Genomic DNA, 14,007 nt, shown 5'->3' with positions numbered 1-14,007 from the left:
ACCACACCACTATATCGAACGTCCGTGCGAAGCTTCAACGACCCCGTGCCGCGGTGATCTCGAAGTCGGCCGGGTCCGCCTTGCGCGTGCGCAGCCAGTACTTCCAGGTGAAGCCGGGCCAGATGGTGCGGTTGACGCCGTTCTCGTCCAGGTACCAGCTGCGGCAGCCGCCCGCCGACCACACCGCGTCGCCCAGCTTGGACTGGATCTCGGTGTTGAAGTCGTCCTGCACCGACTGGCGGACGTCGATCTGGTCGATCTTCCCGCGGCAGATCGGGCGCAGGCAGCTCAGCACGTAGTTGAGCTGCGACTCGATCATGAAGACCACGGAGTTGTGCCCCAGCCCGGTGTTCGGCCCCAGCAGGAAGAAGAGGTTCGGGAAGCCGGAGACCGTCATGCCCAGGTAGGCCTCCATGCCGTTGCGCCAGGCGTCCTGGAGCTTGCGGCCGTCGCGGCCGACGATGCTCAGGTGGTCGAAGGCGTCGGTGACGTGGAACCCGGTGCCGTAGATGATCGCGTCGACCGGGTGCTCCTGGCCGTCGCCGGTGACCACGGAGTTCTTCCGGACCTCGGCGACGCCGCTGGTCACCAGGTCCACGTTGGGCCGGTTCAGCGCCGGGTAGTAGTCATTGGAGAGCAGGATCCGCTTGCAGCCCATGCCGTAGTCCGGGGTGACCGCGGCCCGCAGCTCCGGGTCCTTGATCACCTTGCGGATGTAGCGCTTCGACAGGTGCTCGGCGAGCTTGCCGAGGCGCTTGTTGAACACCGCGAAGAAGCGCGCCTCCAGCACCCAGTAGATGGCGGCGCGGGCCACTCGCTGGACCAGCGGGACCCGGCGGAACAGGCGCTGCACCGACTCGGGGACCGGCCGGTCGGGCTTGGGCTGGATCCACGGGGGCGTGCGCTGGAACAGGTGCAGCTTGGCGACCTTCTTGGCGATCTGCGGCACGAACTGGATGGCGCTGGCGCCGGTGCCGATCACCGCGACCCGCTTGCCGGTCAGGTCGAAGTCGTGGTTCCACTCCGCGGAGTGGAAGACCTCGCCCTCGAAGTCCTGCACGCCCGGCAGGTCCGGGTAACTCGGGATGTGCAGGGCGCCGACCCCGGAGACCAGGGCCTTGCCGATGTACTCGGTGCCGTCGGCGGTGGTCACCGTCCAGGTCCGGCTCTCCTCGTCGTACTCGGCGCCGGTGAACTCCACGCCGTAGTGGATGTGGTCGCGCACCCGGTACTTGTCCGCGCAGTGCTGGAGGTAGTCCCAGATCTCGCCCTGCTGGGCGAACATGCGCGACCAGTTCGGGTTCTGCTCGAACGAGAAGGAGTACATCAGCGACGGCACGTCGCAGGCGCAGCCCGGGTAGGAGTTGTCACGCCAGGTGCCGCCGAGGTCGTCGGACTTCTCCAGGACGACGAAGTCGTCGATCCCGGCTTGCTTGAGCTTGATGGCCATCCCCAGCCCGGAGAACCCGGTGCCCACGATCACGACCGAAGTCCGGTGACTGCGTTGGTCCTTCGACTGCCGTTGCGCCATCTTTGGCCTCCTCGGACACCAGCGCGACTGATCTACCGGCAGTATGCTACTACGAGTAGGTTACTTGCGGTAGGGTGTTTTCGTGCGAACCCAGCAGGCAACGACGAGTCGGCGCAAGCGCATGTCACGGGCCGAGCGGGAGCAGCAGATCCTGGCCGTGGCCGAGGAGGTGTTCGCCGCCGAGGGCTACCAGGCGACCTCCATGGACGACATCGCGGCGCGGGTCGGCGTGTCCAAGCCGATGCTCTACGAGTACTTCGGCTCCAAGGAGGGCCTGCTGCTGGCCTGCCTGCAGCGGTGCAAGCGGGAGCTGATCGAGGCCACCACCGTCGCGGCCGCCGGGGCGGACAACCCCGAGCAGCTCATGCACGACTGCCTGCTGGCGTTCTTCAAGTTCAGCGACGACCACGCGCAGGCGTGGGCGCTGCTGCGCAACGAGGCCGCGGTGCCCAGCGCTTCGGTGAACACCGAGCTCGAGGCGATCCGGCTGCAGCAGCGGGACTTCACCGCCGAGCTGCTGCGGGCCGCCCGTCCCGACCTCGACGAGGAACAGCTGGAGGCGTTCGCGGAGGCGATCATCGGTGCGTGCGAGCGGCTGTCGCTGTGGCGGGAGCAGCGCCCGGAGGTCACCCCGGAGAAGGCGACCGAGCACCTCATGACGCTGTTCGCGCCGAGCCTGACCAAGGACCTCTGAGGTCACTCGTTCAGGTCGTCCCTACCCCGTCAGGGTCAAGATCTACTTGCGGTTCTCCGATACCGAGTCAGCTGTACCAACGCATCCGACCCGAGGAGAACAGATCTTGCGCCCCTGGACCACGCGCACAGTACAGGCAGCCGTTGTGGCCGCGGGGTTCGCCGCAGTCGGCGCCGGTACCGCCTCCGCCGCGGAGACCACCGACGTGCCGGAGCCCGACCTGTCGTCGATCCCGGACCAGATCGGGTTCACCGCCCCGGTCAACGCCTGCCAGATGCAGGAGGGCGCCGGGTTCGGCCCGGTCAAGGCCCCGTGCGCGGACGCGCAACTGCACGCGAGCTCCCCGAACCTGGTCAAGCAGGTCGGCGTGGACATCACCACCACCGCGCACGGGGTGGCCGGTGAGCTGCAGGACGGCAGTTCGCCGCTGGTTCCCGGCAAGGCGAACCGGGTGCTGGGGCACCTCGTCGCCGAGGGCGACCGGCTGGCCGGGATGACCAAGACCCGCCCGACCCTCGGTGTGTCCGCCACCCCCGAGCACATCGGTGTGCTGCACGAGCGGGTCCCGGACGCGACCCTGCTCGACGCCGAGATCGGGCCCTACACGCCCGGCCACCAGGGCGTGTCCGCAGTGGACACCGCGTTCGACGTGACCGCCGTGCAGGGCTTCGAGTCGCAGCCGGTGATCAGCCCGGTGGGAGCGATCTCGCCGGTGGCCGAGCTCGACCAGGGCTTGGGCGGTGACGCCACCAGGCTCTCCGACCAGATCACCAGCCGGGTCTCGGCGAAGCCGGTGCACCGCATCAGCGGCGTGCTGGACCCGGTGGTCGAGGAGGTGGTCGGCACCACCTGACACCCGACGCGTGCTGCACGAGGAGCGGCTCCGGATCGGACGATCCGGAGCCGCTTCGTCGTCCGGGGGCGGTCGCGGGGTGGCGTGAGGATGGGAACCTTCCTGTCACCTGAGCCCCGACCGCCCCGTGGTCGCGAGCATGGGAACCTTCCTGTCACCCACGCCGCGGTCTGCGGAGGATGGGAACCTTCCTGTCATCCACCGCAGGAGGCGGGGGCGCCGGCCCGCGCGCCCGGCGCCCCCGGCGGGGTCACGCTGCTGCCGTGGCGGAGACGATGCCCTCGTCCGGCTCGCCGATGTCGAACGGTTCACCGGCCTCGGCGCGGCGCACCAGCGAGGCGGGCGGTTCGAAGCGGGAGCCGTAGCGCTCGGCGAGTTCCCGCGCCCGCGCCACGAAACCGGCCACGCCGCCCGGGTAACCGTTGATGTACTGCACGACACCACCGGTCCAGGCCGGGAAGCCGATGCCGAAGAGGGAGCCGATGTTGGCGTCCGGCACCGAGCGGAGCACGCCTTCGTCGAAGCACTTGACGGTCTCCAGCGCCTCGATGAAGAGCATCCGCTCCTCGAGGTCCACCAGGTCCACCTCGGACGGGTCGCGGTCAGCGCTGCCGAAGTGCTCGACCAGCCCCGGCCACAGGCCGGCGCGCTTGCCGTCGACGTAGTCGTAGAAGCCGGCTCCGCTGGAGCGGCCCTTGCGGTCGAACTCCTCGACCATCCGGTCCAAGACCTGCTCCGCGGGGTGCGGCGTGTAGGTGCCGCCGGCTTCCTCGACCGCCCGCCGCGTCTCGTCGCGGATCTTGCGCGGCAGGGTGAGGGTGAGCTCGTCGAACAGCTGCAGCACCGGCGCCGGGTAGCCGGCCTGCGAGGAGGCCTGCTCGATCGACGCGGGGTGGATGCCCTCGGCGAGCATCGACACGCCCTCGTTGAGGAAGGTGCCGATGACCCGGCTGGTGAAGAAGCCGCGGCTGTCGTTGACCACGATCGGCGTCTTCTTGATCTGCTGCACCACGTCGAAGGCGCGGGCCAGTGCCTTGTCGCTGGTGTGCTCGCCGACGATGATCTCCACCAGCGGCATCTTGTCCACCGGCGAGAAGAAGTGCAGGCCGATGAAGTCCTCGCGGCGGCGCACGCCCTCGGACAGCCCGGTGATCGGCAGTGTGGAGGTGTTCGAGGCGATCAGCGCGTCGCCGTCGACGACGGGCTCGACCTCGCCGTACACCTGGTGCTTGAGCGTGGTGTCCTCGAAGACGGCCTCGATGACCAGGTCGCAGCCGGACAGCGGCTCCAGCTGGTCGGTGGGCGTGATGCGCGCCAGCAGCGCGTCGGCCTCCTCCCGGGTGGTGCGGCCCTTGGCGACGGCCTTCTCCTCCAGCTCGGCCGAGTAGGACTTGCCCTTCTCGGCCGCCTCGACGGAGACGTCCTTGAGCACCACCTGCATGCCGGCCTTGGCGCAGACGTAGGCGATGCCGGCGCCCATCATGCCCGCGCCGAGCACCGCGACCTTCTGGGCCCGCCAGGTCGGCTCACCGGACGGACGGCTGCCGCCGGCGTTGATGTGCTGCAGGTCGAAGAAGAACGCCTTGCTCATGTTCTTCGCGGTCTGCCCGCACACGAGCTCCACGAAGTAGCGGCCCTCGATGTCCAGCGCGGTGTCGAAGTCGACCTGCGCGCCTTCCACCGCGGCGGCCATGATGTTCTTCGGGGCCGGCAGCGGGGCGCCCTTGAGCTGCTTGCGCAGGTTCGCGGGGAACGCGGGCAGGTTGGCGGCGAACTTCGGGTTCGACGGGGTGCCACCGGGGATCTTGTGGCCGGGCTTGTCCCACGGCTGGGCCGCCTCGGGGTTGGCCTTGATCCACTCCTTGGCCCGCGACAGCAGCTGCTCGGGCGTGTCGACGAGCTCGTCGAGGATGCCGATCTTCAGGGCCTTCTCCGGGCGCAGCCGCTGGCCCTGCAGCAGCACGTTGAGCAGCGCGTCGGCGATGCCGAGCATGCGGACGGTGCGGACCACGCCGCCCGCGCCGGGCAGCAGGCCGAGGGTGACCTCGGGGAACCCGAAGCGGGCCTTGGGGCCGTCCAGCGCGATGCGGTGGTGGCAGGCCAGCGCGATCTCCAGGCCGCCGCCGAGGGCGGTGCCGTTGAGCGCCGCCACGACCGGCACCCCGAGGGTCTCCAGCCGGCGCAGCTGCTTCTTGACCGCGGTGGCGGTCTCGGCGATCTGGGCGGCGTCGTCCTTGCGGGCCTGGACGAGTTCACGCAGGTCACCGCCGGCGAAGAAGGTCTTCTTCGCGGAGGTGAGGACGACCCCGGTGATGTTCTCGCGCTCCTGCTCGAGGCGCTCGAGGGTCTGCTCCATGCTGCGCTGGTAGCGCACGTTCATGGTGTTGGCTTGCTGCTGCGGGTCGTCCAGGGTCAGCACGACGATGCCGTCGGCGTCGGACTCCCAGCGGATGGTGTTCTGCTCGCTCATGAGTGATGTGTCCTTCAGCCGATGCGTTCCACGACGGTCGCGATCCCCATGCCGCCGCCGATGCACAGCGTGGCGAGGCCGTAGCGCAGGTTGCGGCGTTCCAGCTCGTCGATGAGGGTGCCCAGGATCATCGCCCCGGTGGCGCCCAGCGGATGCCCCATGGCGATGGCACCGCCGTTGACGTTGACCTTGTCGTGGCTGACGCCGAAGTCCTTCATGAACTTCAGCGGGACAGCGGCGAACGCCTCGTTGATCTCGACCAGGTCGATCTGGTCGATGGTCAGGTCGGCCTTGGCGAGGGCCTTGCGCACGGCCGGGCCGGGGCCGGTCAGCATGATCGTCGGGTCCGCACCGCTGAGCGCGGCGGAGACGATGCGGGCGCGGGGCTGCAGCCCGGTCCGCTCACCCAGCGACTCCCCGCCGATCAGCGCGAGCGCAGCGCCGTCGACGATGCCGGAGGAGTTGCCCGCAGTGTGCACGTGGTCGATGCGCTCGACCCAGTGGTACTTCTGCAGCGCCACCGCGTCGAACCCGCCGGCCTCACCGATCTCGGCGAAGGACGGCTTGAGGTCGCGGAGGCTGTCCACGGTGGTGCCGGCGCGGATGTGCTCGTCGCGGTCCAGCACGACCAGCCCGTTGCGGTCGACCACCGGCACCACGGAACGGGCGAAGCGGCCGTCGGCCCAGGCCTTGGCGGCGCGGGTCTGCGACTCCGCGGCGTAGGTGTCCACAGTGGTGCGGTCGAAGCCCTCGATGGTGGCGATGAGGTCGGCACCGATGCCTTGCGGCACGAACGAGGTGTCGTAGTTCGTCTCGGGGTCCAGCGCCCAGGCGCCGCCGTCGGAGCCCATCGGCACCCGCGACATGGACTCGACGCCGCCGGCCAGCACGACGTCCTCCCAGCCGGAGCGCACCTTCTGCGCGGCGATGTTCACGGCCTCCAGGCCGGAGGCGCAGAACCGGTTGAGCTGCACACCGCTGACCGTCTCCGGCAGCCCGGCGGCCAGCGCGGCGGTCTTGGCGATGTCCGCGCCCTGGTCGGAGACCGGCGAGACGACGCCGAGCACGACGTCGTCGATCAGCTCGGGATCCAACTGGGGGTGGCGGCGCTGCAACTCCTGGATGAGGCCCACGACCAGGCTGATCGGTTTGACCCCGTGCAGCGACCCGGTTTTCTTGCCGCGACCCCGCGGTGTGCGGATCGCGTCGTAGACGAACGCCTCGGACATGTGCGGCGTGCCTCCTCGTTGCGGCAGGTACTCCACCCAGAGTGTGACACCAATGATGTCACAGTCAATGGTTGTCGCACCCCCCATCTCGACCCGTTCCGCCGTCCGCGGGTGCGAGCATGGGAACCTTCCTGTCACCGAGGGGACGGTCGGGTCGGGCGCCTGCCTGGCGCGACGGGCCGCACCACGGCCGAGGCACTGCTGGCGGACGAGGCCATCGACACGACGCTCAGTCGGCCTGGTGGTGGAAGGTGCTGTCCCTGGGCCTCGGGCTGCCGCCGGATGACAGGAAGGTTCCCATCCTCACCCCCACGCAGCGGCGGCTCTGCGTGACAGGAAGGTTCCCATGCTCCAGCGGCAGCCGGCGGAGGGCAGCGGTCCAGCAGCTCCGCGAGGTTGCCGCCGAGCACGCGGTCGCGCAGTTCTCCGGGCCTGGTCACGCGTTCCACTGTCGCGCGCGCGAGAACGGGGTCGCCGTAGGGCGCGTCCGAGCCGAACAGCGTCCGGTCCGGGACCTCGCTGATCGCCAGCCGGACCGCGAAGACGATGTGGGGCGTCGACAGCTCCAGGTACGTGTTCGGGGTGTCGCGGACCAGCTCGACGGCCGTCAGCCAGTTCAGCCCGCCGAGTTGGCTGATCACGAGCGGGACGCTCGGGTAGCGGCGCGCGAGACCGGCGAGCACCGCCAGGTCGTGCGCGGTCGTCGGGGCGAACCCGTGTACGACGACCGGTAGCCCACCGTGGTCGGCCGCCGCCTGCAGGACCGGCTCGACCCGGTCAGCCCGGCCGGGTACCGGTGACAGCTCACCGATGCCGCGCAGGGAGCGGCCGACCACGTCCCGCTCCACCGCCGCCGCGATCTGCTCGTCCGACAGGTCCGGCCCCACCGAATCCGATGAAGCGGTCCGGGTGCGCGGCGAGCGCGGCGTCCAGCTCCCGCCAGGCGGCCCGATAGGCCTCCGGAGGGACGGCCTCGCCACCGATCACGTGGTCCAGCACGCTCATCTCGCGCCGGAACCCCGCCAGGTCGGTGGCCCGCTCGGGGTGCGGTCGGGACAGGAACAGCACCACCCGGTCCACGCCGGCCTCGTCGAGCGCGGCGATGTGGTCGTGGACGGGGTCCTGCACGTGGCTGTGCGCGTCGATGATCACGGTCTCTCCTGCTCCAGTTCGGGTGCGGCGGTGGAATGCCGTCGCTGGAGCCAGCGTTCGACCTTGACGCAGTGACAAGGTCAAGCGCGGGGAGATCGCGGGGCGATGTTGATCGGAGAACTGGCGAAGCGCACCGGCACCAGCGAACGCCAACTCCGCCATTACGAACGCGTCGGTCTGCTGACCGCCCGCCGCCGCCCCAACGGGTACCGCGACTACGACGAGGACGCCGAGCAGACGGTGCGCAAGATCCGCACGCTGCTGGCCGCCGGGCTGCCGACCAGCCTGATCCGGCAGGTGCTGCCGTGCACGCTCGACGACGGATCGCTGCAGCCCTGCCCGGGAGTCCTGGAGAAGCTGCATGCCCAGCTCGCCCGCCTGGACCAGCGCGCCGCAGAGCTGGCGCAGGCCAGGCAGGTGCTGCACCGCGCGATCACCGCGACCGAACGCGCCGTGTGACGGCGTGAGACTGCGCTCGCGTGACAGGAAGGTTCCCATCCTCACGCAGCTGAGGAGCCGACCCCGCCCGACACCGATCATCGGAGGGGCTCACGCGTGACAGGAAGGTTCCCATCCTCACGCCACAGCGGCGTCCTTCCCGCCGGGAACCGACCACCGAGGACCGGCGCGTGACAGGAAAGTTCCCATGCTCGCGCCGCGCGGAGGTCCCCGCGGAAGATCCCACGATCGTGCGGAATCCGTCCGAACCCCCAGGAGGCGGGCGGGCACGGCGATGGGGGGAGTCGCCGTGCCCGCCTGGTCAGCGGTTCAGCAGGGCCTCCACACCCAGGCCGCGGATCGAGGCGTCCAGGACCTGGACCGTGTGCGCCATGGCCAGCTGCTCGCCGCGGCGCTCCAGGGCGGTGCGGATCTGCATCGAGCAGCCGGGGTTGGCGGTGACCAGCAGGCGCGCTCCGGTGGCGAGGACGTTCTCGGCCTTGCGGTCGCCGAGTTCGCGAGCCGGTTCCGGCTGGAGGAGGTTGTAGACGCCCGCCGAGCCGCAGCACAGCTCGCCGCGGTTGATCTCGCGGAGCTCCAGGCCGGGGATCGCGCGGAGCAGTTCCCGCGGTTGCGAGCGGATGCCCTGGCCGTGCGACAGGTGGCAGGCGTCGTGGTAGGCCACCTCCACCGGCAGCGGGTGGCGTTCGGCGACCGGCCCGAGCTCGACCAGCAGCTCGGCGATGTCGCGCACCTGCGCCGAGAACTTCTCGGCCTTCGCCGCGTACTCGGGGTCGTCCTGCAGCAGGCGCGGGTACTCCTTGAGCGTCGAGCCGCAGCCCGCCGAGTTGATGACCACGTAGTCCACATCGGACCGCTCGAACACGTCGAGCAGGTCCCGCGCGAACTTCACGGCCTCCTCTTCACGGCCGGAGTGCTCGCTGAGCGCGCCGCAGCACCCCTGCGACTGCGGGATGACGACGTCGCAGCCCTCGGCGCTGAGGATGCGCGCCGTCGCGGCGTTGACGTCGGGGAAGAACGCGCTCTGCACGCACCCGGTGATCATGCCGACGGTGGCGCGCCGCTTGCCGCGGGCCGGCACCCGGTGGCCGAGTTTCGGCGCGCGGGTGATCGGCGGCGCCAGGGACTCCATGGTCTGCAGGCCTTCGGGCAGCTTCTTCATCAGCCCGGTCTTCTTGGCCAGCTTGCCCAGGCCGAGCCGCTGGTAGAGCGCGAGCGGGCCGCGCAGCGCCTTGAGCCGCCGCGGGTACGGGAACAGCGTGAAGATCGCGGTGCGCATGAGGCGTTCCCAGCGGCTGCGCTCGTGCCGCCGCTCCACCTGCGCGCGCGTCTCGGTGATGAGCGTCCCGTACTGCACGCCGGACGGGCACGCGGTCACGCACGCCATGCAGCCCAGGCAGTTGTCGAAGTGCCCGACCATGGTGTCGGTCAGGGGCTCGCCTTCCAGGCCCTGCTTCATCAGGTAGATGCGGCCGCGCGGCGAGTCCATCTCCTCGCCCCACAGGTCGTAGGTGGGGCAGGTCGGCAGGCAGAACCCGCAGTGCACGCAGTCGTCGATGAGCTCGCGCTGCGGCGGGTGGTGGGCGTCGAAGGCACCGGTGCTGGCCGGGGTCTCGGTCATCAGATTCCTCCCACGAACCGGCCCGGGGCGAGCCGGTGCTCCGGGTCGAACTGGTCCTTGGTCCGACGCATCAGGGTCAGCAGCCCGGGGGCGACCGGGCCCCACGGGTCGATCTCGGCGAGGACGGGCAGCGGGGCCCGTTCCACGACCGCGTATCCGCAGCGGTCCCGCAGCGCGGTGACGAGGTCGGCGACCGCGCTCGGGTCGGCATCGCCGGGCAGGCCGACGTGCAGCACGCCGAGCCCGGCCGCGCCGCGGACGGTGGCGGGCAGGTCGCCTGCCGCGTCACGGACCGCGGTGAGCAGGTGCGGCACCTTCGCCGGCTCGACCGCCACGCGCAGGCCGATCCCGTCCGGGCCGAACGGGTGGCGCCCCCACCACTCGGGTGCGGCTTCCAGCACGTCCGCGCCGTGCCCGAGGGTCGCGGCGAGCTCCGCGGCCCGGTCGTGCGTCGCCGAGGGGCGGCCTTCCAGCTGCGCGCACACCGTGATCGGCCCGTCGGGCTCGGCCCGGTTGAGCTCGATCGCCGAGGGCACGGCCTGGGAGTGCCGGACGGCGTCGGCCAGCTCACCGGCGGTCGACGGGTCGGTGGTGGTGGCCGAAATCCAGCGGTGCTCGGCGGCCACCGGGTGGAGCCGGAACACCGCCTCGGTGATCACGCCGAGCGTGCCGAAGGAGCCGGTGTAGACCTTGCCGAGGTCGTAGCCCGCGACGTTCTTGACGACCTTGCCGCCGGCCGTGGTGACCGTGCCGTCGGCGCGCACCACGGTGATGCCGATGAGCAGGTCGCGCACCCCGCCGAAGAGGTGGCGGCACGGACCTGAGGTGCCGGTGGCGATCACGCCGCCCACGGTCGCGGTCGGCAGCGGCTGGTCGATGGCGAGCTGCTGCCCGGCCGCGCGGACGGTCTCGTCGACCTCCGCGACGGGGGTGCCCGCGAGGGCGTGCACGACGAGGTCGCCCGCGGCGTGCTCCACGATGCCGGTGGCCGCGGAGAGGTCGAGCAGCAGGTCGACCTGCGTCGGTGCGGCGCCCCAGTCGAGCTTGCTGCCGCTGCCTCTCGGCACCACCCGCAGCCCGTGCTCGGCGGCGATCTTCATGGCGGCCGACGCGCTCTCCGTCCCGTCCACTGTGGCCACCCACTGTGGACGGACGCCGCAGACCGCGTCCGCGTCGGTGGCGTTCCGCACGTTGTCCGCGCCCAGCGCAGCCGCCAGCGCGTCCTTGGTCGTCGTGGGCATCAGAACTGCTCCGCCAATCCTGCTTCGGTCAGTGGGTGCACGCCGCGCCGGCGCCCGGGGGCCTCCCCGCAGAGCCGCGGCGTGGGGAAGAGCTTGCCGGGGTTGCAGATCCCGGCCGGGTCGAAGGCGCAGCGCACGCGCTGCATGGTGTCGAGGTCGTCGGCGGTGAACATGCGGCCCATGTACTTGACCTTGTCCGCGCCGACACCGTGCTCGCCGGTGATGGAGCCACCGTGCTCGATGCACAGGTCGAGGATGGCGCCGGAGACCTCTTCGGCGCGCTCGCCGGCGCCGGGTTCGGAGTCGTCGAAGAGCACCAGCGGGTGCAGGTTGCCGTCGCCGGCGTGGAAGACGTTGGCCACCCGCACGCCGGTCTCGGCGGACAGCCGGGCGATGCGGCCGAGCACCTCGGGCAGCGCGGTCCGCGGGATCACCCCGTCCTGCACGATGTAGTCGGGGCTGATGCGACCGACCGCGGCGAACGCGGACTTGCGGCCCTTCCAGATCATCGCCCGCTCGTGGTCGTCGGCGGCGACGCGGATCTCGAACGCGCCGTGCGCTTCGCAGTGCCGCTGCACCTCGGCGAAGGTGTGCTCGACCTCGGCGGCCGGGCCGTCCAGCTCGACGACGAGCACCGCGCCGGCGCCCTCCGGGTAGCCGCACTGGACGGCTTGCTCGGCGGCTTCGATGGCCAGCGCGTCCATCATCTCGATCGCGGCCGGGGTGACGCCGTCGGCGATGATCGCCGACACCGCCGCGCCCGCCTCGTCGGTCGACGGGAAGCCCGCGAGCAACGTCTTCACCGCCTCGGGCGTGCGCATCAGCCGGACGGTGATCTTGGTGACCACGCCGAGGGTGCCTTCGCTGCCGATGAACGCGCCGAGCAGGTCGTAGCCGGGGGCCTCGCGCACCGGGCCGCCGAGTTCGACCACCTCACCGTCGGGGGTGACCACTTCGAGCGCGAGGATGTGGTTGGTGGTGAACCCGTACTTCAGGCAGTGCGCGCCGCCGGAGTTCTCCGCGACGTTGCCGCCGACCGAGCAGACCTGCTGGCTGGAGGGGTCGGGGGCGAAGTAGTAGCCCTGCCCGGAGACCGCCCGGGTGACGTCGAGGTTGATCACGCCGGGTTCCACCACGGCGCGCTCGTTGTCCAGGTCGATCTCCAGGATGCGCCGCATCTTCGCGGTCACCACCAGCACGCCGTCGGAGTGCGGCAGCGCCCCGCCGGACAGCCCGGTGCCCGCTCCGCGTGCCACGAACGGAACGTCGTGCTCGGCGCAGATCCGGACGATGTCGCGGACCTGCTCCGCGGTGTCGGGCAGCACCACGACGGCGGGCACGACCCGGTGGCTGGCCAGGCCGTCGCACTCGTAGGTGCGCCGCTGCTGCGGATCGGTGATCACCGAGTCCGGCGGCAGCACGTCGCGGAACCGCCGCACCACCTGGTCGAGCGTGCTCCGCTCGGTCTCGATGCTGGTCGCCTGCATGGCTCAGCCTCCCGAGAGATTCCGTCTTGCGGAATATCCGTTCCGTTCAAGCAGGAACGATATGTTGTCCACGACATAGATACAAGAGGTCGACAAGTTCTCTCCGCGAGTCGTGCCCGGCTCCCAGCATCGTCCGCTGCCCTCGCCAAGACCAGCCCGGCGCGCGTCGTGAGTGCGGGGACCGCCTGGAGCCGGTCTCGGCACTCACGAGCCCCAGCGGCCGCTGGGCGGACGCTGGCCGGTGACCCGTTCGCGTCCCTCGACTTCGCCGACGGCTCCCGTCTCCTGCTCCGCCGGTGACCCGCCACCGGCCCAGCGGGGTCGTGAGTGCAGGAACCGCCTGCAGCCGGTCTTCGCACTCACGACCAGGTACGGGGACTCCGGGATGACAGGAAGGTTCCCATCCTCACCACCGGAGCCGGTGCTCACCGGCCGGTGGGGGCGGTGGGGGCGGGAGCCGCGGCCTCGCCGAGCCGGTCGAGGGCGCGCTGGACGTGGTCGCCCGGGTAGCGGAAGCGCAGCTGGTCCGGGACCGCCAGGCCTGCCGCGCGGAACGCGCGCAGCCCGGCCTCGACGACCAGCGGCGGGTACGCCGGGCGGCCGTGGAGGCGGCGTGCCCAGCCGGGCAGCACCGAGTACGCCAGGTGCCCCAGCGGCAGGTAGCCGAGGTTGACCGGCAGCAGCCAGCGCGACGACAACGGCAGGTGCAGGAACCGGTAGATCAGGTCGGAGTCCTCGGTGCGGCGCAGCTGCGGGCGCACCCGCGCGAAGTAGGCCGCCATCGCCCGCGTCGACCCCGGGACGGTGGCGGGGTCCAGGCCGACCAGCGCCGCCGAGCGGCGCTGCTCGTCGAAGTACTGGTCCAGCTGCGCGATGGTCAGCGGGAACCCGGCGCGGCGCACCACGCTGGCGAAGGACGCGACCTCCGCGCAGTGCACCCACATCAGCGGCTCCGGCTCGTCGAGCCGGAACTCCTCCCCGGTCTCCCGGTCGGTGCCGCGCAGCGCGCGGTGCACCGCGCGGACCCGGGACGCGACCGCCTCGGCTTCGGCGGTGGTGCCGTAGGTCGTGGTGGCGACGAAGTTCCCGGTGCGCTGCAGGCGCCCCAGCGGGTCGTCCCGGAACCGCGAGTTCTGCACCACGGCTGCGACGGCGCGCGGGTGCAGCGCCTGCAGGAAGAGGCTGCACACCCCGGCCACCCACATCGCCGGGTCGGCGTGCAGGTGCCAGGTCACCGTCCTCGGCCCGAACAGCCCCTCGTCGCCCACCG

General features: G+C 71.1%; 12 protein-coding genes. 3 read left to right on the top strand and 9 right to left on the bottom strand.

What is annotated here, in order from left to right; genetic code table 11:
* Positions 1 to 34 precede the first annotated feature (34 nt).
* Positions 35 to 1,531: a flavin-containing monooxygenase gene (locus tag HNR68_RS07850; protein WP_179719059.1), complete on the bottom strand. Its 1,497-nt coding sequence runs from the start codon at positions 1,529 to 1,531 to the stop codon at positions 35 to 37.
* Positions 1,532 to 1,613: 82 nt separating this feature from the next.
* Here HNR68_RS07850 and HNR68_RS07845 point away from each other — a divergent pair, with 82 nt between their 5' ends.
* Together HNR68_RS07845 and HNR68_RS07840 are read left to right on the top strand one after the other, a co-directional pair.
* Entirely contained in the window at positions 1,614 to 2,225 is a 612-nt protein-coding gene (locus HNR68_RS07845) for a TetR/AcrR family transcriptional regulator (protein ID WP_343049991.1), read from the top strand.
* 145 nt (positions 2,226 to 2,370) lie between these two features.
* Positions 2,371 to 3,078, top strand: coding sequence for a hypothetical protein (locus HNR68_RS07840; RefSeq protein WP_179719057.1), 708 nt, complete (start codon positions 2,371 to 2,373; stop codon positions 3,076 to 3,078).
* Between the two features lie 250 nt (positions 3,079 to 3,328).
* Here the strand turns inward: HNR68_RS07840 and HNR68_RS07835 are convergent, their stop codons facing one another.
* From HNR68_RS07835 to HNR68_RS26460, 4 genes are all read right to left on the bottom strand, one after another.
* Complete coding sequence (locus tag HNR68_RS07835; protein ID WP_179719055.1) at positions 3,329 to 5,548, bottom strand: 3-hydroxyacyl-CoA dehydrogenase NAD-binding domain-containing protein; 2,220 nt, start codon at positions 5,546 to 5,548, stop codon at positions 3,329 to 3,331.
* A 14-nt stretch (positions 5,549 to 5,562) separates the two neighbouring features.
* Entirely contained in the window at positions 5,563 to 6,777 is a 1,215-nt protein-coding gene (locus HNR68_RS07830) for an acetyl-CoA C-acetyltransferase (protein ID WP_179719053.1), read from the bottom strand.
* A gap of 134 nt (positions 6,778 to 6,911) precedes the next feature.
* Complete coding sequence (locus HNR68_RS07825; RefSeq protein ID WP_343050455.1) at positions 6,912 to 7,613, bottom strand: amidohydrolase family protein; 702 nt, start codon at positions 7,611 to 7,613, stop codon at positions 6,912 to 6,914.
* Entirely contained in the window at positions 7,582 to 7,929 is a 348-nt protein-coding gene (locus tag HNR68_RS26460; protein ID WP_218888226.1) for an amidohydrolase family protein, read from the bottom strand. Before HNR68_RS26460 ends, HNR68_RS07825 begins: the two co-directional genes overlap by 32 nt.
* Before the next feature lie 105 nt (positions 7,930 to 8,034).
* On the opposite strand from HNR68_RS26460, the gene HNR68_RS07820 reads away from it, so the two are divergent.
* Positions 8,035 to 8,388: a MerR family transcriptional regulator gene (locus HNR68_RS07820; RefSeq protein ID WP_179719051.1), complete on the top strand. Its 354-nt coding sequence runs from the start codon at positions 8,035 to 8,037 to the stop codon at positions 8,386 to 8,388.
* Between the two features lie 301 nt (positions 8,389 to 8,689).
* On the opposite strand, the gene glcF is transcribed toward HNR68_RS07820, so the two are convergent.
* The 4 genes from glcF to HNR68_RS07800 all read right to left on the bottom strand — a co-directional run bounded on the left by glcF (position 8,690) and on the right by HNR68_RS07800 (position 14,005).
* Positions 8,690 to 10,009 carry a glycolate oxidase subunit GlcF gene (gene glcF, locus HNR68_RS07815; RefSeq protein ID WP_179719049.1) on the bottom strand — a complete coding sequence of 440 codons (1,320 nt, stop codon included), beginning with the start codon at positions 10,007 to 10,009 and terminating at the stop codon, positions 8,690 to 8,692.
* A complete protein-coding gene (locus HNR68_RS07810) occupies positions 10,009 to 11,250 on the bottom strand; it encodes an FAD-binding oxidoreductase (protein WP_179719047.1) in 1,242 nt (413 codons plus the stop codon). Before HNR68_RS07810 ends, glcF begins: the two co-directional genes overlap by 1 nt.
* Complete coding sequence (locus tag HNR68_RS07805) at positions 11,250 to 12,737, bottom strand: FAD-linked oxidase C-terminal domain-containing protein (protein WP_179719045.1); 1,488 nt, start codon at positions 12,735 to 12,737, stop codon at positions 11,250 to 11,252. Before HNR68_RS07805 ends, HNR68_RS07810 begins: the two co-directional genes overlap by 1 nt.
* Positions 12,738 to 13,162: 425 nt before the next feature.
* Positions 13,163 to 14,005: an oxygenase MpaB family protein gene (locus HNR68_RS07800; RefSeq protein ID WP_179719043.1), complete on the bottom strand. Its 843-nt coding sequence runs from the start codon at positions 14,003 to 14,005 to the stop codon at positions 13,163 to 13,165.
* Between the last annotated feature and the right edge of the window lie 2 nt (positions 14,006 to 14,007).

Origin of the sequence: Saccharopolyspora hordei (assembly GCF_013410345.1) — a bacterium.
GTDB lineage: Bacteria > Actinomycetota > Actinomycetes > Mycobacteriales > Pseudonocardiaceae > Saccharopolyspora > Saccharopolyspora hordei.
The sequence above is the reverse complement of the archived record's forward strand: the minus strand, read 5'-3'. Positions and strand labels throughout refer to the sequence as shown.